Below are 18,386 nucleotides of genomic sequence, written 5' to 3'. Positions count from 1 at the left end.
TCACTCAGTCGGGCCTTTCGCGCTCGTATCAGCAGGAAATCGAACGACAAATGTGCGGTATTATCGGAATCGTTGGCGGTGAGCCTGTCTCAGACCGGTTGGTCGATGGTCTGAAGCGGATGGAGTATCGCGGCTACGACAGCGCCGGTATCTGCACGTTGCACGATGGGCGGCTCGTACGCCGGAGAGCAAAGGGAAAGCTGTCGAACCTTGTCGACGCGCTGCGCGATAACGACGCACCCGGGAGTGTCGGCATTGCCCATACGCGCTGGGCGACCCACGGCGCGCCAACGGCTGAAAACGCGCACCCGCACGCGACTGGCGAAGTGGCGATCGTTCACAACGGGATCATCGAAAACTACAAGGAATTGCGTGCCGAGCTGCGCGATGATGGCCATTCCTTCGAAAGCGAGACAGACAGTGAAGTGATCGCGCATTTGATCTCGCGCCGGATCGAAAATGGTGAAAAACCTGCCGAGGCGGTTCAGAACGTGCTCCCCAGATTGCGCGGAGCCTTTGCTCTGGCGGTTGCGTTCCGGGACCATCCGGACATGCTTATCGGAGCACGGCTTGGGTCGCCTCTCGTGATTGGCTATGGATCCGAAGGCGAAGATCCGGAGATGTATCTCGGCTCAGACGCATTGGCTCTGGCGCCTTTGACTCAGCGTATTTCCTATCTGGAAGAGGGCGACTGGGCTGTCATCACCCGCGATAGCGCCCAGATATTCGATCTCGACGGTAATGAAGTAACGCGTGAAATCCGCACGTCAGGCGCTTCTGCGGCAGCGACGGAAAAGGGCAATTATCGCCATTTCATGCAGAAGGAGATCTTCGAGCAGCCTACGGTGGTGGCGCAGACGCTCGGCTCCTACCTGCGCCGCGATGACTACTCCGTTGCGCTCCCACAATTCGATTTCGATATCTCATCGGTGCGCCGCCTAACAATCGTCGCGTGCGGGACTTCCTATTACGCCGGCCTCGTGGCCAAATACTGGTTCGAGCAATTCGCGCGGCTGCCCGTGGACATCGATGTGGCGAGCGAGTTTCGTTACCGCGAGCCAGTTCTTGAGGATGGCGGATTGGCACTATTCATCTCTCAAAGTGGTGAGACGGCGGACACGCTTGCTGCGCTCCGCCACTGCAAGGAGGAAGGCCAGACCATCGGTGTTGTCGTGAACGTGCCGACCAGCACCATGGCGCGCGAAGCCGATTTGTTGTTGCCGACCCATGCGGGACCAGAGATCGGGGTGGCGTCAACGAAAGCCTTTACCTGTCAGCTCGCCGTGCTTGCCGCTCTTGCGGCGCACATGGCGGTAAAGCGCGGTTTGATGAGCCGGGCTAAAGAAACGGAGGTGGTTCAGCACCTGCTGGAAGCGCCCGCATGTCTGAACGCCGCGCTGGATCACGACGATGACATCGCTTCGATGGCGCACCTGATCGCCCCTGCGCGCGACGTGCTTTATCTTGGCCGCGGCCAGGATTATCCGCTCGCTCTTGAGGGTGCACTAAAACTCAAGGAAATCAGCTATATCCATGCCGAGGGATATGCTTCGGGCGAGATGAAACACGGACCCATCGCGCTGATCGATGAGGATGTACCGGTCGTCGTCATCGCACCGTCAGGCCCCCTTTTCGAGAAGACGGTTTCCAACATGGAGGAGGTCCGCGCGCGGGGCGGCAAGGTGGTGCTGATTTCCGATGCTCAGGGCATCAAGGACGCGGGCGAGGGCTGCATGGCCACCATCGAAATGCCAAAGGTTCATCCCCTGATCGCGCCGCTCGTTTACGCGATCCCGGTGCAGCTGCTTGCGTATCATGTGGCAGTGGTGAAGGGCACGGATGTGGACCAGCCACGGAACCTCGCGAAATCCGTTACGGTCGAGTGAGATTTCCTTTCACGGTGACCGCTTCGGTAATGGGCATGGTTAAGTTCGCCTAAATAGCGATCGTTACACCGAGCCTGATAAATATAAATCATTGTAAAATAGCCTAAATTTTTTCGTGAGACGTCGGCGAAATACTTTCGCCTTCCCTCCGCAATTTTACCCGCCCCTAACCTTTGCTCCCTAATCGAATTTTGGTGAGCAATCCGGTTCCATCCCAACAGCAGGCAGTGCCGCCTGAATTGTCCGTATCGGCGGTTCTCGGATTCAAGAACCGCGGCGATGCCGATTGGGCGCGCCTGCGGGGCATGCAATATGCCTCTTTGGCGAAATTGACCGTAAGCCGCGGATGCGCGCAGGCGGTGCTCGCATTGTTCGTCACTCAAATCTACTCGCCTTCTGTCCCGGTTCACTGGCTCGGTGCGTGGCTGCTGGCCGTTGCTCTCGTCTATGCACGCGGCGTTATGGTCGATCGCAAGCTGGCGGACATCGAGAGCCGCCCTGCGACATCCGAAGACTTCAAAAGGAATCTCTCAAGCGCCATGCTCGCCGGATTAGTTTGGGCGATACCGGTGCTGGCATTCGCTCCGCTGGGAACGCCGACGGACCTTGCTGCACTCTTGCTCGTTCTCGTCCTGATCGTTTCCGGTTCGATCTACTTTGCGACCAATGTTCCGATAAGCATAGTCGGAGCAACGGTACTTATCTCAGGCGCGGCGATGGCCCATGCCGCATTGTCCGAAATGTGGATCGTCATGGGCGTCGCATTCGTTTTCATGGTTGCGTCGGTTTTGGGTGCGATCGAGGTTGGCCGGATCCACCTGGCCGCTCGCATTGCCGAGGCGAGCCTGAGCGAAAAGGAAGAGGTCGTCTCGCTGCTCCTGCGGGAATTCGAGGAGAACGAAGCGGACTGGCTGTGGGAGGTCGACACGACGCGCCGTTTGCGATCGGTTAGCCCGCGCTTCGCTTTCGCGTTGGGACACCGGCAATCCGAGGTTGAAGGCAAGCCGCTGCTTGAACTGATCGCCACGCGCGACTGCGCCCCGCGCGACTATGCGCCTAGCCTGCGGGAACTCGCTGAACGGCTCAAGAACCACGAAAACTTCTCAAACCTTATCGTGCACGTGTCGATCAAGGGCGAGGAGCGCTGGTGGGAGCTTTCGGGTACGCCCATGCGTGATGAACGAGGCAAGTTTGTCGGGTTTCGCGGCGTCGGATCGGACGTCACCGAGCAGCGCGCTTCCAGCGAAAAAATCGCTTACCTTGCGCGTTTCGATACACTCACAGCTTTGCCAAATCGCCTGCAGATCAATGAAGGGCTGGGCGAGGCTCTACGTTACGCGGCTCAGTGGCGCACACGTTGCGCCCTGCTCATGGTCGATCTCGACCGCTTCAAGGCCGTAAACGACTCGCTCGGACATATGATCGGCGACAAGCTTCTGGCGCAGGTGTCATCACGGCTTCAGACCATCATTGGCGGCGACCTGCTTTGCGGTCGCCTTGGCGGAGACGAGTTCGCGATTGTCATTCGCGACGCCAGCGACAGCGATCTGATCAGCGATACCGCGCGTAAGGTGATCGAGGTGCTTTCCGAGCCCTACCAGGTCGATCAGCACACCTTGTATGTTGGTGCAAGCGTCGGTTCGGCGGTCGGTCCGCGCGACGGCAATTCGGTCGAGGAATTGATGCGTAATGCCGACTTGGCGCTTTACCGTGCCAAAGATGTCGGCGGGGGGGAACACTGCCGGTTCGAACCGGAACTGCACGCGACTGCGGAGGAACGCCGGCGGCTCGAAGTGTCATTGCGCAAAGCGGTGCTCGAAGACGAATTCGTGCTGCATTACCAGCCGGTTGTGGACGCGCGGAGCGAGGAGATCGTCAGCTTCGAGGCGCTTGTGCGTTGGAACAGCCCGGAGCATGGCTTTGTGAGCCCCGGTAAGTTCATCGCGCTAGCAGAAGACACCCGCCTGATCGTGCCGCTGGGACAGTGGATCTTGCGTGAGGCCTGCCGTGAGGCGCGGGCGTGGCCTGAAGATATCAAGGTCAATGTCAATGTCTCGCCTGAGCAGCTCTTGGAGCCCGAATTTCACCAGGACGTGGTCGATGCGCTCGCCGCCAGCGGATTGCGTCCTGAGCGGCTCGAGGTGGAGGTGACCGAAAGCATCTTCGTGCGCGACGCCACAACTGCTCGCAATTCTCTGGAGCAAATCATGGCGCTGGGTTGTTCGGTGGCCCTTGACGATTTCGGGACTGGATACTCGTCGCTAGGTTATCTGCGCAAGCTGCGCTTCTCGACCATCAAAGTCGACCGCACCTTTGTTCAGGGCGCTGCTCAGGAGAGCAATGAGAGCCTCGCGATCATCAACGCCGTTGTCGCAATGGCAAAAAGCCTCGACATGACAACCACCGCAGAGGGCGTTGAGACGGCAGAAGAAGCCGAGCTTATTCGGAACCTTGGGTGTGACAAGATCCAAGGGTTTTACTTCGGCCGACCGATGTCGAAAGAGGAAGCTCGCCGCCTGTTCTGTGCCGACAATGGTCAGCGCGAAGCAGGTTGATCGCGTTCTTGGTCAGGCGTCGACCAGTGCGCCTATGACATTTTCGAAGAGCCTGCGACCATGGGCCCCTCCCATCGAAGGGTGGGCGGCCGGGGAAATCGCGCGTTCAGGGTGAGGCATCATGCCAAGCACTCGCCCGTTCGCACTCAGAATGCCAGCTATGTCGCGCCGCGAGCCATTGACGGGTTCGCCGTAGCGGAACGCGACAAGGCCTTCGCCTTCGAGCGTGTCGAGCGTGGTTTCGTCGGCGAAGTAATTGCCGTCGTGATGCGCCACGGGGATGCGCAGTGTTTCGCCTTGCTCAAAGCCTTGGGTGAAGAGCGAAGAGGTGTTTTCCACCTTGAGCGGCACCGTCCGGCATACGAATGTCTGGCCTGAATTGCGCATCAATGCTCCCGGCAGCAAGCCGCTTTCGGTGAGGACCTGAAACCCGTTGCATACGCCGAGAACCGGCATGCCGCGCTTCGCCGCATCGACAACAGCGCGCATGATCGGACTTTTCGCCGCCATGGCGCCTGACCGCAGGTAGTCGCCGTAGGAAAATCCTCCGGGCAGTGCGAGCAAGTCGAGATTGTCCGGCAAAGTCGCATCGCCGTGCCAGATACGGATGGCCGGTTCGCCGGATACCGCTTCGAGCGCGACCGCCATATCGCGATCGCAGTTGGAGCCGGGGAAGGTAATGACCCCTGCGCGGAAAGCCATCAGGCTGGCTCCTTCTCGCTATCCAGCTTCTCGATCGTGAAGTCTTCGATCACCATGTTGGCGAGCAACTTCTCGCACATTGTCGTCAGCGCTTCGTCGCTCGTTCCATCGGCCACATCCATATCGATCATTCTTCCGATACGAACGTCTTCGACACTGTCGAACCCCAGCCCCTCAAGAGCGTGATGGACGGCTCGTCCCTGCGGATCGAGAACTCCTGGTTTCAGGCGGACGAGGATGCGGACGTTCATTCGGCGATTCCTTAGCTTGGCGGCAAGGTGGCAGGTGCACCGCCGCTATAGCGTACGCGCCTGATGGCGCAATTGCAGAGGTGAGCGTTACCAACGGCTCCGGCTGCCGGACTCTCATCTTGCAATTAGTGCCATGACATCGAAGTGGCTATCAGTCCGATGCGGCGCGAGCTTCCTCTCCCGGTACTACAATCACCTCAAGCGCGGTTTCCGGATCGAGGTACTGGTTTGCGACCGTTTTCAGGTCGGCAGGCGTGATCTTCATCAGCAGCTCCGGACCATCGAAAAATCTTTCCAATCGATCCGGCTGGCTCTGCGCATTGTCCGCAAGGCCCATCCAGCCGCCCAGGCTTTTGAGTGCGTTATCATAGGTTTCAAGCAGCGGTTTGCGCGCGCGTTCAAGCAGATCGCCATCGATCGCATCGCCATCGCGGATATCGATCAGCATCTTCGTGATTGCCTCTCGCGTAGCGCCGATCTGATCGACATCGATCGAGGCACCGAGTGAGAAGGTGCCATAGTCGTCATAGACCCGGCTGCTCAGGGTCGTCGCATATGGCGAATATGCCTGGCCCAGCTCTTCCCGAAGCCGGTCGAGCATCTCGAGCCGAACCGCTTCCGACAACAGCCAGATTCGCAGCGTTTCCTCGAAATCATCATCGTCGGTGGTCGGCCAATAGAAACGCAGTATCGCCTGATCGCTTTCGCCTGAGTGGGTAAGAACGCGCGGTGAGCGGTCCTCGGTGAAGCTCCGTATGCGGGCCTCGTTCCTCGGCAGGAAGTCGGCCTCTCGCGGTGGCAGCGCGCCCAGTGTAGCCGCCACTGCGGCAATTGCTGCCTCTTCATCGAGGTCGCCGACCAGTGCAATCTCTATCGCGCCTCGGCGGAGCCGATCCCCGATCGCCGCTTCGAGCCTGGCATAATCGAGCGCAAGGAAGCTCTCCTTCGGCTGCAGAGAAAACCGCGGGTCTCCGTCGGCAAGGATGCTGCCAATCTGAGTGCTCAGCGCACTGGATGGCGTCGCATCGAGGTTGGCGAAGTAGTTTTCTATGCCCCGGCGATAAATCTCGACGCCTTCGCGCCGGTATCCCGGATCGATGAGCGTTGCGGCCGCGACCTGCAATTGTAAGCCGAGATCGCGCGGAGTGGTGTTTGACCCGATCACGAAGCTTTCGGCGTTGCTTGCGAGCCCAAAGCCAACGGTACGTCCAGCCAGGATCGTGCGCAGTTCGTCTTGGCTATGTTGGCCAAGTCCCCCTGCCGCCAACGCCGAAACCATCGCCGTTTTTAGCGGCTCTTCAGCGGTATTCAGGAGATTGCCGCCGTCCACGGATATGCGAAAGCTGATGCGATCCTCGCGGATGTCGGTTTTCTTGAGAGTCAGCCGAACGCCGTTTGCGAACTTGATGTACCGGAAACCGAGGCGTTCTTCGGTGGTATCGGATACGACCACACCCGGATCGCCGAAATCAGTATAGGCGAACTCCAGTGCGCCGGTGTCCTCGGGCGCCGCGATCGGCAGCGCCAATCCGTCCGCAAGCGCCGTTCGCAGCGCGTCTTCCCCGCCCTCCGGTGCCTGTCTGCCCTGGAACCGGATCAGCGGCTCAAGAAGCGGGGCTGCGTCATCTTTGAGAGATGCGAGCACATTGTCTGGCGTGAGCTCATCTTCCACTTCTTCCAGCAATGCCAGACGATATGCCGGCGTCGTCGGTATGCGGTCGTTCGAGACCAATGAGAGGGCCGCACCTGCATATGCCTGATTGGTGCGGGTCGCCTCGCCCTCCACCGCATTCTCGAGCGCTGTGCGAAAACTGGCGAGCTGCTCGTCGATTTCAGCTTGTGTGAAGCCGAAGGTCATCGCCTGATGGACCTCCCGAACCGCTGCGAGAACGCCCTTCCGCCATTCTCCATCGGCGCTCGACACAGTGAGCGTCGTCGCGCGGGCGTCTTCGAAAATGTCATTGCTGCCAAATCGCGCGGCGCGGAACGGCGCATCTTCACCGCGCGAAAGACGCGAGAGGCGGCGGTTGACGATGCGATACCCGAGCGAGCGGATCACGCTCGCTCTGCGCTCTGCGACAGTGTCGGGCCGGTCCCGCCAAGGTGACAGGCGTGAGAAAGCGACACTCTCGGGGAGCGCCGGATCGATGTAGATATCTGTCAGACCCTTGCGCGTGATGTCGAGTGGGCCGGTTTCCGGATCGACCGGCGCAGGGGCGGCCTGCCAATCGGCGAATTTGGCGCGGATCGTGCGCTCCATGAGCTCGGTCGGAAAATCGCCGACAATGACGAGCACCGTATTGGCAGGGGTGTAAGTCCGCTCATATAGCGCTCGCAGCTGCTCGGCCGACGCCGTCTCGAGGCTTTCGATGGTGCCAATTGGCAACCTGTCGGCAAAACGGGCGTCCGGCGCGAGGAATTCGAAGCCGTCTTCCTGTGCTCGCTGGCGAAAACCGGCGCGGTCGCGGCGCTCGGACAACACTACGCCGCGCTCGCGTTCGACAGCATCGGGGGCAATTGTAAGCTCGCTCGCGGTCTCGCGCATCAGCATCAGCGCGGTATCGAGGAGATCTTCATCGTTCCTCGGGAGATTGAGCATATAGGTGATGGCTTCAAAGCCCGTGGAGGCATTGGTATCGGCACCGAATGCGAGGCCCTCTCGCTCAAGCAGCTTGATCATCTCACCTTCGGGGATGCCGGTAGAGCCGTTGAAGGCCATGTGCTCAAGATAGTGCGATAACCCGCGTTCGGTTTCGGTTTCATCGAGCGATCCGGAATCGATCCGCATTCTGACTAGCGCGGTGCCTTCGGGTGTGGAGTTCTGGCGAAGAATGTACCGAAGGCCGTTATCCAGCTCGCCGAACACATAGCCCGGATCGACTGCTACATCGCTTGTCTCAAACGCCCAGGTCGCCTTGTCTTGGTCGGGTGATTGCTCGGTCGCAGGAACGGGCTCCTGTGCGTCCAGACCGGAAGTTAAAGCGAAGCCGGGAAGGGCGAATGTCAGCCCCGCTGCAATAGCACGTGCAGGTAGTCTCATATGTCGTGGCAGTACCTTTTCATCCCCCAAGCCCTGCAGCTTAGCGAATGAACGAGCGCTGTCAGGTCATTTCTTTGTGGGGGGCGTGCCGCGAAGACGCGAACGATGGCTCGACAGGTCGAGCACTTCGCCAGGTCCATTGTCATCGTCCTGGAGCAGACCGAGCCGACGGGCGACCTCACGGTAGGCTTCTTCCTCTCCGCCGAGATCGCGCCGGAACCGGTCCTTGTCGAGCTTTTCGCCCGATTTCATGTCCCACAAGCGGCAGCCATCGGGGCTGATTTCATCGGCGAGGATCACGCGGCTGTAATCGCCATCGTAGAGGCGCCCAAACTCAAGCTTGAAATCGACCAGACGGATATCGATCCCGGCGAACATTCCGCACATGAAATCATTGATCCGGATCGCCATGGAAGAAATGTCATGCATCTCTTCGTGGCTGGCCCAGTTGAAACACGCGATATGTTCTTCGGCGATAAGCGGATCCCCAAGGGCGTCGTCTTTGAAGTAGTATTCGATCAGCGTGTAGGGCAGCGGTTCGCCTTCTTCGAGGCCAAGGCGTTTGCAGATCGACCCCGCAGCGACGTTGCGTACGACGACCTCGATCGGGATGATCTCGACCTGCCGAACGAGCTGCTCGCGCATGTTGAGACGGCGAATGAAGTGTGTGGGGATACCGATGTGCGAGAGGCGGGTGAAAACATGCTCGCTGATGCGATTGTTGATCACGCCCTTGCCGTTGATCGTGCCGGTCTTCTCGGCGTTGAAGGCAGTCGCATCGTCCTTGAAATACTGGATGATCGTGCCCGGCTCCGGACCCTCATACAGGATCTTAGCCTTGCCTTCGTAAATCTGGCGACGACGGGACATGTGAGCAGCCTCCCAGCTCGCCTTGAAAACCGCAGAAAGTGGTGCCCGGGGGCGGATTTGAACCACCGACACGCGGATTTTCAATCCGCTGCTCTACCCCTGAGCTACCCGGGCACTCGCTGCGGCGACGGTCTGGCACGAAACGCTCAAACCGGCGAGCAAATGAGAGCGGGCCTATGGCGAAGCTGCGCGCTCTTGGCAAGAGGGAAATGGGGTATTTGTGGACTTGCCAGCCTATTCCTGCGTGTCCCAATCGGCGGTCGCGATTTCTTCCGGGCTCGCGGGCCTGCTCGGCACCGCATATCCATCGCCGAACCATTGCGCGAGATCGCGATCCTTGCAGCGGATCGAACAAAACGGCGCGTGCTCTTCGGAACGCGGTTTCTTGCAGATGGGGCAGGGTCTTTGGGGCTTCGAGCTCATGATGCGACAATCTGGGCCTGCGCAGCTTCGAGCGCAAGGCCGGGATCAACCTCGATCCGCACCTGTTTGCCGGTGCGGCGCGCGAGTTCCTCGATCCATTCAGACTTTAGCTTTGCCTTAAGGGCTGGATGGACCGCGAGCAGCACGATCGGCCCCGTGCCTTCGACAAATTCCGCTCGGCGCAAAGCCATGCGCGCGCACATGCCGACGCGAGATGTGGCGAAGCGGTGAAGCAGCGAAGGCCCTTCGAGCCGGGCAACGAGTTGGACGAAGCCAAAGCCATTCATCGCCGTGCGCTCGTGCGGCCACTCGAACAATGCCCGCCCTAGGGTCTCATCGACAGCCTTGCGACCAGCTCTGTCGGTGATCGTCGGGAAGTCGATCCCGATACTTCCGCCGAGATCGAACCAGGAAAGCGCCTGCGCAATCGCTGGGATAGCCGCCAGCGAAAGCTCCTTGGCCGATCCGTCTCCGTCGATGTCCACCAATGTCATCGCGGGAGTGGTAGAGATCAGTATTTCACCGCTGGGGAATTCGACGCTGCCTGACGATGCCGCCGACCACACATCCTCCCACAGGCCCGGAGGTAGGCGGCGGACATTGTCGCCCAGCGTGAAAATGTCGCGGGACCGCGGCTCGTCGGTGGTCTTAAATTCTTCCGTGGGAGCACTCCCAACCACGATGCATCGCGCCTGCGCCAGCTTCAGCCGTCCACGCTCCGCGATCGGTGCGCGCGCGATCCTCACGCTGAGCCTCACTCCTTCGGTCGCCTCGGGCGGAAGTCTGTCCACCAGCACGTCCCGTCCGTCCTCAAGGCGGGCCGTGCCGCGCCGCGCGCCAGCATGCTTAGAAATCAGTGTCGCGAAAGCGAGGTCACCCGCGCGCAATTCTCCGGGCCAATGTAGCTTCGCCGTCAGCACCTGGTCACCATCGACGAGCAGCGCACGCGTTTCGCCGATCCCGCGTTCGACCAGCCATTCAGGCAATGGGAAATCCCGCCGATTTGAGCAGCGCGCGGGTTTCGTAAAGAGGCAGCCCCATCACGCTGGAATGGCTGCCTCTGATCCACTGGATGAGCCCCTCAGCCGCGCCCTGGATCGCATATCCGCCGGCCTTTCCGCGCCATTCATCCCCCGAGAGGTAAGCGTCGATCTCGGCACTGGAGAGCGATTTGAAGCGGACAATATTTTCGCTCAACCGTGATTTGCAGCTGCCGTCAGGCGCGCGCAGCACTACACTCGACAGAACAGTATGTCTGCGTCCGGATAGCAATTCGAGACATTTGCGCGCTTCATCTTCGGTTTCGGTTTTCGGCAGGATTCGACGGCCTGCGGCAACCACCGTATCGCCAGCGAGCACAAATTGCGGTGCCTCGATCGCAGCGGCCTTTTCTTGACCCATGCGCAGAGCATAATCGCGGGGTCGCTCATCCTTGAGGGGCGTCTCGTCGATGTCGGCAGGCAATACCGCATCCGGCGCGATCCCGAGCCGCGCTAGCAGCTCCTTGCGGCGCGGACTGGCTGAGGCGAGTGTCAGGTGAAGGGCGCTCATCGGCAGCCCATGCGATTAGGCCGGGCCTGGGCCCTGACCGGGGCCGCCGCGACCGGGCATGAAACGATAGGTGATGCGCGCCTTGGTCAGGTCATACGGGGTAAGCTCGCACAGCACTTCGTCGCCGACCAGCACGCGGATGCGGTTCTTGCGCATCTTGCCTGCGGTGTGGCCCAGAACTTCGTGACCGTTTTCAAGCTCGACCCGGAACATCGCATTGGGCAGCAATTCGACAACGCGCCCGCGCATTTCGAGGAGTTCTTCCTTGGCCATGTAGTTCCTTCAGTCATCTAAAGCGCGAAAATGCGCCGAAAAATTGAAGCCGATTGTCGACTACCGGCGGCCATTTAGCGATGCCGAGAACAAAATGGAAGCCTAGTGCGTTTGCGTCCTTGCCGGTTTGTCCCAGACCCATGTGCATCCTGTTCATGCATGTTCGCGTATTAAGTGGTGCAAACCGATACAATTCAGATGCTTGTCGGCACTGTCACTTTGCTCAAGAAAGCAGCCATGCACCGATCCCGCCCTTTCCATGCCCTGATGCACACGGGCGCGTATCTATCGGCTTTCGCAGCCGGATTCAGCGCTGCACCAGTTGCGGCGGCCTCTGTGCAGGATGGACAGCCGGATCAGCCCGAACCGCCCGATAGGATCAATGCCTCCCAATCGCCTGCGGATGAGATCATCGTGGAGGCCGAACGCCTGCGCGGGCAGTTGATCGTTGAGCAGCCACCCCTGCTTGAGCTGAACGAGGAAGACATCGCGGCTGAAGGGGTCGCGTCGATTGCTGACCTCGTCGAACAGATTACCGCGCAGACTGGGTCGGCACGCGGCCGTGGCGGCGGACGTCCGGTGACGCTGATCAATGGGATCCGGGTCGGCAGCTTTCGCGAATTCTTTCAGTATCCTCCAGAGGCTTTGGCGAGGGTCGAGGTATTCCCCGAAGAAGTCGCGCAGCGTTTCGGCTTCCCGCCCGATCGCCGCGTCATAAATCTTATCCTCAAAGACAACTTCGCAAGCCGCGAGGTCGAACTCGAATTCGAAGGGCCATCACGGGGCGATTACTTCGTCAATGAGCAGGAACTCGGCTATCTCAAGATCACCGACGGCGGCCGGTTGAACCTGAACTTCGAGGCCAACGATACAAGCCTGCTCACCGAATCGGAACGGAATATCATCCAGACGCCTGGCTCGATTTCGGACCTCGCCAGCGACCCCGATCAAGCGGAATTTCGCAGTCTGATCGCCGACAGCAGATCGCTCGTAGGCAATATCAGCTGGGCGAAGGCCTTCATCGACAGCGGTGCCTCGGTTTCAGCCAATCTCAATTACCAGCGCAATGACAGCACGGCTCTGTCCGGTCTCAACATCGTGACGCTGATGGATAAAACGGGTGAGACCGCAATACGGACATTCGGCGAAGACACCCCGCTCGAGCGCCGCGTGTCCAGCGATACGTTCTCCAGCTCAGGCTCTTTCAGCAAATCGGTAAACGCCTTCCGGCTGACCACAACCTTCGACGGATCGCTAAGCGAGACGGAAACGCAGATCGACCGGCGCCTCGATACCAGTTCGTTCGAAGCCGAAGCGGCTGCGGGCCTGCTGTCGCTCGATGGCCCGCTTCCGGCAAATGCGGATGCGGGGTTCGATATCGCCAGCAGCCAATCCATCGCGGCTGTTTCGCAATCCACGCTGCGCGGCCCCGTGGACAACTTGCCGGCTGGGGAGGTGATCGCAACGTTCGATGTGGGGGCAGACTGGCTGCGCATCGATAGCGACGATACACGGAGTTTTCTGGACACTCGGTTGACACGGCGACGCCTTTCGACCGGCGCGAACTTTGTCATCCCCCTTACCAGTCGCCGAAATGGTTTCGCCGATGCGCTTGGCAGCTTCACGCTGACCGCACAGGCTGGGCTGGAGGATCTTTCCGACTTCGGTCTCCTCGGCGATTACAATGTCGGCCTCAACTGGGAACCGACGGAGCGGCTTAACCTGTCGGTCAACTATATTCTGAGAGAAGTTGCGCCGACTTTGGCCCAGCTCGGCAATCCGCAGATCACGAATTTCAACATGCCGATTTTCGATTTCGTGAATGGAGAGACCGTGCTCGCCACGGTCATCTCGGGAGGTAATCCTGACCTGCTTGCCGAAACACAGCGCGACTGGAAATTTGCAGCGAACTGGCAGCTTCCGTTTTGGGACAACACCCGCCTCACGGTCGAATACATCCGCAATCGCTCTGATGATGTAACGTCCGACTTCCCGACAATCACCTCCGAAATCGAAACGGCATTTCCCGATCGGATCACCCGCGACCAAGCAGGCCAGCTGACAGAGGTCGACACCCGCTTTGTGACCTTCGCCGAAACCCGGTCGGACCGGCTGCAGATCAACCTTTTTACACGAGGCACCTTTGGCGCTCCTGATGGTGGCCAGGTCGAAGGGCGCCGGGAGAGGCGACGACCAGAATCTTCTGAAGCGGCCAGGCCCAGGGGCGGACCTCCTCGCCCGTCTGGCGGACCGCCCGATCCGGAGCGCCGTGAGCGGTTCATGCGATTGCGCTCCCGGATCTGCGCCGAAGATGGCGGGGAGGTCTTGTCGCGTCTCGTCAGCGCAGTCGAGAACGGGGAGGATCTTGGCGAGATAGCACCGGGTGTCCCGCCCCAATTCCTTGAGCGTGTGATAGACCGCGCGCGCGGCGAAGACGGTGCAGTATCCAAGGAGGCGCTGGACCAGTTTCGCGAACGGATATGCGCTGGGGAAGGGCGACCCGGAGGAGGAGGAGGAGAGGCAGAGCGGCAGGCGGCGGGCGAACGGGGAGCGCGTCGGGGCGGCGGCGGGCCGTTTGGCGGCGGCAATCCCTTCGCGTCGGGTCAACGGCCCGGATGGCGATACTTCGCGAGCCTTAACCATACGATCGAATTGCAGAATGACATCTTGATCGCTCCGGGTATCGCGCGGTTGGATCAGCTCGATGGAGACGGCACGGGCGCGTTCGGGTTCCCGCGCCACAATACTCGCCTCGAGGCAGGTTTGTTCGGCAAGGGGCTAGGTGTGCGATTATCTGCGCTCTACACCGGGGTAACGCGGCTCGATGGGTCAGGCCTGCCAGGCAGTAGCGATATCTTTTTCGATGATCTCGCGACGTTCGACTTGCGCGTCTTCTCGAATCTGGCCGATCTTTTCGGATCGGATAGTGCTGCGCTCAAAAACCTTCGGGTCAGCCTGCGGGCGGACAACATTTTCGATGGGCAACGTCAGGTGCGAGACGAGAATGGCAACACACCGATCAACTACCAACCCTTTCTGATCGACCCGATCGGCAGATTTATCGGCATCGACATCCGCAAGCTATTCTAGCTGAGCGTGACCTTCGGGAAGAGTATCCGCTGATGAAGCTTGGGCTCGAACGGAGCCCATTCGCCTTCTGCCTGACTCAATCGATCAGCCATCGCCACCATCACCGACGGGTTAAAGCCCAGGCCCAGATGGCTTGCATAGACCTCGATATTCTCGCTGGGATGGTCCGCATGCCCGTTCTCGGGGTGCTGGACGCTCCCGCGCCAGTGAACAATCCCGTCCGATTTCGTGTAGACAGAGGTGGTTGGCACCGGCGGCGCTGTATCGAGACCCTGAAATTGCCCGCCGCGCAGTTCCTCCGGTTCATTACCGTTGAAGAACTCGAATAGACGGGCTGCGTTTGTGTGGTTGCGATCATCCGAAATCGGGCTGCCGAGGCTCATGACAAGGCGGACCTTGTCGGGGTGTATTTTAGCGAGTTCGCGCGCGAGCACGCCGCCGAGGCTCCATCCGATGAGCGAAACCTTGCGGCCGCTCGTCTTGTGGAGACGGCTTAACTGCGACTCCAGTTTCGACAGCAATTCCTCGTTCACGCGGACGTTTCTGCCGGAATCCCAGCCATGCGCGTCATAGCCGAGACGTTTCAGCAATCGCCGCATCGGTGCGGTCGAATTGTTCGTCGCCATAAAACCGGGAAGCGCCACGATCGAATGGCCGTCTCCTTTGGGGAGCGCCGAAAGAAATGGCCGGGCCGCATAAAATGCGCCGAGTTCGAAGAATGCGCGACCTTCAGTGAAAGTCCAGAAGCGATTCGGTGGAACCGCTGCCGGCAATTCACGCCCGCCTGCATGCATACTTGGTGCCATGCTAGCCATTATTTGGTCTCCTTCGATGTACGACCTGTAGTTCGTTTTTTCGTTGTTTTGGTTACTGCCTTGCGCGCAGGCTTCTTCGCTGGCTTGGCATCCACCGCCTTTGCCGCGGCGAGCATTTCGTCAAAACTTTCCTGCAGGCACGCAGCGTAAAATTCCGGATCCGGCATGATGTCGCGGCAGGCAGTAAAGCTGATGATCGCTTCGTCGACGTAGCTTTGAACGATGTGAGCCAGGCCCAATCCGTCGGTCAGGCAAATCAGCGAAAGCGCCATGCTCTCCATGCGCGCGCCGGCGGAATAGATATGGACCGGTGGGCCGGGGACGTTGGTGACGACCGTGTTGAACGGCATTGCCACCCGGTGGGCGAGGCTGACGCGGCTGAACAGCTGCGAACCGAGCGCCATGTAGAGCAGCGGATTGACCTTGCTCACCTCGGTCATTGTGCGCGCGCCCAGCGCGTTGGTCATCGCCTTGGAATTGCTGGTTTTACTGAAGACGTATTCGAGCCGCTCGACATGATCGGCGATGTGCGTACCAAGCGGTGCGATCATCGCGGCGACCTGGTTGCCCATATCGCCTTTTTCGTCGCTCGAGCGGACGGAGATCGGCGCCATCGCCGTCATCGTGCCTTTCGGCAGATCGTCCTTCGCGCTGAGGTATTTATTTAGCGCACCGCCGATGATGGCGAGCGCGACGTCGTTGACCTTCGCTTCCGGCAGAAGCGCGCGGATCGATTTGAGTTCGGTCAGGCTGAAACTGCGGCCTTCGACAACGCGGTGGGAGGAGATCGAACGGTTGAAGCGTGTTCGCGGCGGAACGTAATCGCTCGATAGTTTGAAATCGCGTGTGACCAGACCCTTGATCGCGCTGGCGACCCCAGGAACGGCTTGAGCGGCAACCTGAGCCTGTTTGAGCGGGTTAAGCAGCGCGTTGACGTAGGACTTGCCAAGCAGTTCGACAGCACCGGGTATCTTTTCAGGCTTCCATGTATCGGGTTCGTTGGGCGGTGCGGTGGAAGGCGTCAGCGTGTGCAGCGCCTCCATCAGGTCGATGCCGCTCATGCCGTCGATCGCGGAGTGGTGGACCTTTGTAACGAAACCGAAGCAGCCCTTCGGAAAGTCACGCACATTGTCGAGCCCCTCGACCACGGTGAATTCCCACGGCGGGCGGGTCAAATCCATCGGCCGGGCGTGGATGCGCGCGGTCTGGATGCACAATTGGCGCCAGTCACCAGGCTTTGGCAAGGCAACGTGGCGCACATGATATTCGAGATCGAAGTTCGGGTCTTCGATCCAGTAGGGGTAATCGAGATCGAATGGCACGCGGACGAGGCGCTGCCGCATGGTCTTGGACAGCTGCATCCGGTCCTCGAAGAACTTCAGGATGTCTTTGAACCGAACGAAACCGCCCGGTGCGGTCGCCGGATTGTAGATCAACAGGTTGCCGATATGCATCGGCGAATTCGGCGATTCCAACGCTACGAACGAGGAATCCATGCCCTGCAATTGCCGCAAGGTTCTCTCCCGCAGGCAAGCCGATGTGAGGCTCGCTTCGGCCCGTTTTCGGGCTCTGCATCCGGCCTAGGAGTGTTTCAGTGCTGTGACAACCTTACGCGAACGGCAGACGTTGCCGTTAGGTCACGGAGTCGAGCAATATAATTACGCGGGGGCGGAAACGCGCCGGATCATATCTGGAAAGCTTGGGCCGCTGCATAGCCACTGGACCATGCCCATTGGAAATTATAGCCGCCTAACCAACCGGTTACATCCACAGCTTCACCAATGACGTAAAGTCCTGGCGATTTCTTCGCTTCCATGGTCTTCGATGACAGTTCGTTTGTCGAAATGCCTCCAATCGTGACCTCTGCCTTTGCGAAACCCTCTGTGCCGTTGGGTGTGAACCGCCAATCGGCCAGTTTTTCCCCAACGGATCGCAGGTCCTTGTCGGATACATTGCCCAGTTCTCGGTCGATTCCGAGGCGATCGGCGAGGGCGTCCGCCAACCGGTCCGGGAGGTGTTCGCGCAGGACTGTCCTAAGCGAGGCTTTGGGGCGATCGCGCTTTAGTTCCATCAGCCAGTCCCGCTCGGCCTGAGGCAGAAACCGGATGCGGATGGGCTCATTCTTTCGCCAATAGGAAGAGATTTGCAGGATCGCCGGGCCGGATAGGCCTTTGTGTGTGAACAACGCCGCCTCATCGAAGCTGGCTTCGCCGTTTCCGCTACCAGCCGTGGCACGGACGGGAGCCGATACGCCGGATAGCTCGCGAAACAGCACATCCTCTCCGCCGAGCGTGAGCGGGACAAGAGCGGGCCGCGGCTCGACCACTTTGAGGCCAAACTGCCGCGCCAATTCGTAAGCAAAGCCGGTCGCACCCATCTTCGGTATCGAAGGTCCGCCTGTTGCTATGACGAGATTGGGCGCGCTGTAGCTTTGTCCGCTCGCGAAAACGCCGTATTGTCGATCAAGAGCTTCGACCGCGGTGATCTCTGCATTGCAAATGATCTCGACCCGGTCGTCGGGACATTCATCGAGCAGCATCTGGACAATTTGCTTCGCCGAACCATCGCAGAACAATTGTCCGAGCGTCTTCTCGTGCCAAGTGATCCCGTGCCCGTTCACGAGATCGATGAAGTCCTGAGCGGTATACCGAGCAAGCGCTGACTTGGCGAAGTGCGGGTTGTCCGAGAGGTAGTTCCCAGGACCTGCGTTTACGTTGGTGAAGTTGCAACGCCCGCCGCCGGAGATCAGTATTTTTTTGCCGGGTTTTTCCGCTTTCTCGAGCACGGCCACTCGCAAGCCCCGCTGACCGGCCTGCGCGGCGCACATCAACCCTGCGGCGCCTGCGCCGAGCACGATGACATCGAATTGTTGCATAGCTGGAGCGATAACCGTGATCTCAGAGATTGCCAATCGCGGATCGCCGGACCCT

At 59.8% G+C, this 18,386-nt stretch carries 14 protein-coding genes and 1 tRNA gene; 3 read left to right on the top strand and 12 right to left on the bottom strand.

The window, feature by feature from the left end; translation table 11 throughout:
• The first annotated feature begins 50 nt into the window (after window positions 1–50).
• Window positions 51–1,886: a glutamine--fructose-6-phosphate transaminase (isomerizing) gene (glmS, locus tag IB285_RS08830; protein WP_190787822.1), complete on the top strand. Its 1,836-nt coding sequence runs from the start codon at window positions 51–53 to the stop codon at window positions 1,884–1,886.
• A gap of 194 nt (window positions 1,887–2,080) precedes the next feature.
• The gene (locus tag IB285_RS08825; RefSeq protein ID WP_328705875.1) at window positions 2,081–4,441 is read left to right on the top strand and encodes a putative bifunctional diguanylate cyclase/phosphodiesterase; all 2,361 of its coding nucleotides are present in this window, start codon (window positions 2,081–2,083) and stop codon (window positions 4,439–4,441) included.
• Window positions 4,442–4,453: 12 nt separating this feature from the next.
• On the opposite strand, the gene purQ is transcribed toward IB285_RS08825, so the two are convergent.
• The 9 genes from purQ to infA all read right to left on the bottom strand — a co-directional run bounded on the left by purQ (window position 4,454) and on the right by infA (window position 11,551).
• Window positions 4,454–5,143, bottom strand: a complete 690-nt coding sequence (purQ, locus tag IB285_RS08820; protein ID WP_190787821.1) for a phosphoribosylformylglycinamidine synthase subunit PurQ — start codon at window positions 5,141–5,143, stop codon at window positions 4,454–4,456.
• A complete protein-coding gene (purS, locus tag IB285_RS08815) occupies window positions 5,143–5,394 on the bottom strand; it encodes a phosphoribosylformylglycinamidine synthase subunit PurS (protein WP_190787820.1) in 252 nt (83 codons plus the stop codon). Before purS ends, purQ begins: the two co-directional genes overlap by 1 nt.
• Before the next feature lie 151 nt (window positions 5,395–5,545).
• Complete coding sequence (locus IB285_RS08810) at window positions 5,546–8,434, bottom strand: M16 family metallopeptidase (RefSeq protein WP_190787819.1); 2,889 nt, start codon at window positions 8,432–8,434, stop codon at window positions 5,546–5,548.
• A gap of 66 nt (window positions 8,435–8,500) precedes the next feature.
• A complete protein-coding gene (purC, locus tag IB285_RS08805) occupies window positions 8,501–9,304 on the bottom strand; it encodes a phosphoribosylaminoimidazolesuccinocarboxamide synthase (protein WP_190787818.1) in 804 nt (267 codons plus the stop codon).
• A gap of 39 nt (window positions 9,305–9,343) precedes the next feature.
• Window positions 9,344–9,418: transfer RNA gene (locus IB285_RS08800), tRNA-Phe, on the bottom strand.
• 120 nt (window positions 9,419–9,538) lie between these two features.
• Window positions 9,539–9,727, bottom strand: a complete 189-nt coding sequence (locus tag IB285_RS08795) for a DNA gyrase inhibitor YacG (protein ID WP_190787817.1) — start codon at window positions 9,725–9,727, stop codon at window positions 9,539–9,541.
• Window positions 9,724–10,713 (bottom strand): Rne/Rng family ribonuclease, encoded by a 990-nt coding sequence (locus IB285_RS08790; protein ID WP_190787816.1) that lies wholly within the window; start codon window positions 10,711–10,713, stop codon window positions 9,724–9,726. Before IB285_RS08790 ends, IB285_RS08795 begins: the two co-directional genes overlap by 4 nt.
• Window positions 10,706–11,278 (bottom strand): Maf family protein, encoded by a 573-nt coding sequence (locus IB285_RS08785; RefSeq protein ID WP_190787815.1) that lies wholly within the window; start codon window positions 11,276–11,278, stop codon window positions 10,706–10,708. The genes IB285_RS08790 and IB285_RS08785 overlap by 8 nt, the downstream gene beginning before the upstream one ends.
• A 15-nt stretch (window positions 11,279–11,293) precedes the next feature.
• Window positions 11,294–11,551 (bottom strand): translation initiation factor IF-1, encoded by a 258-nt coding sequence (gene infA / locus IB285_RS08780; protein WP_108786584.1) that lies wholly within the window; start codon window positions 11,549–11,551, stop codon window positions 11,294–11,296.
• 177 nt (window positions 11,552–11,728) lie between these two features.
• On the opposite strand from infA, the gene IB285_RS08775 reads away from it, so the two are divergent.
• A complete protein-coding gene (locus tag IB285_RS08775) occupies window positions 11,729–14,641 on the top strand; it encodes a TonB-dependent receptor (RefSeq protein WP_190787814.1) in 2,913 nt (970 codons plus the stop codon).
• Here IB285_RS08775 and IB285_RS08770 read toward each other — a convergent pair.
• The 3 genes from IB285_RS08770 to IB285_RS08760 form a co-directional block, all read right to left on the bottom strand.
• Complete coding sequence (locus IB285_RS08770; protein ID WP_190787813.1) at window positions 14,638–15,456, bottom strand: esterase/lipase family protein; 819 nt, start codon at window positions 15,454–15,456, stop codon at window positions 14,638–14,640. The two genes, IB285_RS08775 and IB285_RS08770, sit on opposite strands and share 4 nt — an antisense overlap.
• Complete coding sequence (locus tag IB285_RS08765) at window positions 15,456–16,952, bottom strand: WS/DGAT/MGAT family O-acyltransferase (protein ID WP_190787812.1); 1,497 nt, start codon at window positions 16,950–16,952, stop codon at window positions 15,456–15,458. Before IB285_RS08765 ends, IB285_RS08770 begins: the two co-directional genes overlap by 1 nt.
• A 188-nt stretch (window positions 16,953–17,140) precedes the next feature.
• The gene (locus IB285_RS08760; protein WP_190787811.1) at window positions 17,141–18,331 is read right to left on the bottom strand and encodes a BaiN/RdsA family NAD(P)/FAD-dependent oxidoreductase; all 1,191 of its coding nucleotides are present in this window, start codon (window positions 18,329–18,331) and stop codon (window positions 17,141–17,143) included.
• Between the last annotated feature and the right edge of the window lie 55 nt (window positions 18,332–18,386).

The sequence above is a fragment of the Erythrobacter rubeus genome (assembly GCF_014705715.1).
Taxonomy (GTDB): domain Bacteria; phylum Pseudomonadota; class Alphaproteobacteria; order Sphingomonadales; family Sphingomonadaceae; genus Erythrobacter; species Erythrobacter rubeus.
The sequence above is the reverse complement of the archived record's forward strand: the minus strand, read 5'-3'. Positions and strand labels throughout refer to the sequence as shown.

Coding starts and splice junctions, on each gene's coding strand:
- IB285_RS08760 (WP_190787811.1), bottom strand. CDS start 18,331: ATGCAACAATTCGATGTCATCGTGCTCGGCGCAGGCGCCGCAGGGTTG.
- glmS (WP_190787822.1), top strand. CDS start 51: ATGTGCGGTATTATCGGAATCGTTGGCGGTGAGCCTGTCTCAGACCGG.
- purQ (WP_190787821.1), bottom strand. CDS start 5,143: ATGGCTTTCCGCGCAGGGGTCATTACCTTCCCCGGCTCCAACTGCGAT.
- IB285_RS08810 (WP_190787819.1), bottom strand. CDS start 8,434: ATGAGACTACCTGCACGTGCTATTGCAGCGGGGCTGACATTCGCCCTT.
- IB285_RS08795 (WP_190787817.1), bottom strand. CDS start 9,727: ATGAGCTCGAAGCCCCAAAGACCCTGCCCCATCTGCAAGAAACCGCGT.
- purC (WP_190787818.1), bottom strand. CDS start 9,304: ATGTCCCGTCGTCGCCAGATTTACGAAGGCAAGGCTAAGATCCTGTAT.
- IB285_RS08785 (WP_190787815.1), bottom strand. CDS start 11,278: ATGAGCGCCCTTCACCTGACACTCGCCTCAGCCAGTCCGCGCCGCAAG.
- IB285_RS08770 (WP_190787813.1), bottom strand. CDS start 15,456: ATGGCTAGCATGGCACCAAGTATGCATGCAGGCGGGCGTGAATTGCCG.
- infA (WP_108786584.1), bottom strand. CDS start 11,551: ATGGCCAAGGAAGAACTCCTCGAAATGCGCGGGCGCGTTGTCGAATTG.
- purS (WP_190787820.1), bottom strand. CDS start 5,394: ATGAACGTCCGCATCCTCGTCCGCCTGAAACCAGGAGTTCTCGATCCG.
- IB285_RS08765 (WP_190787812.1), bottom strand. CDS start 16,952: ATGGATTCCTCGTTCGTAGCGTTGGAATCGCCGAATTCGCCGATGCAT.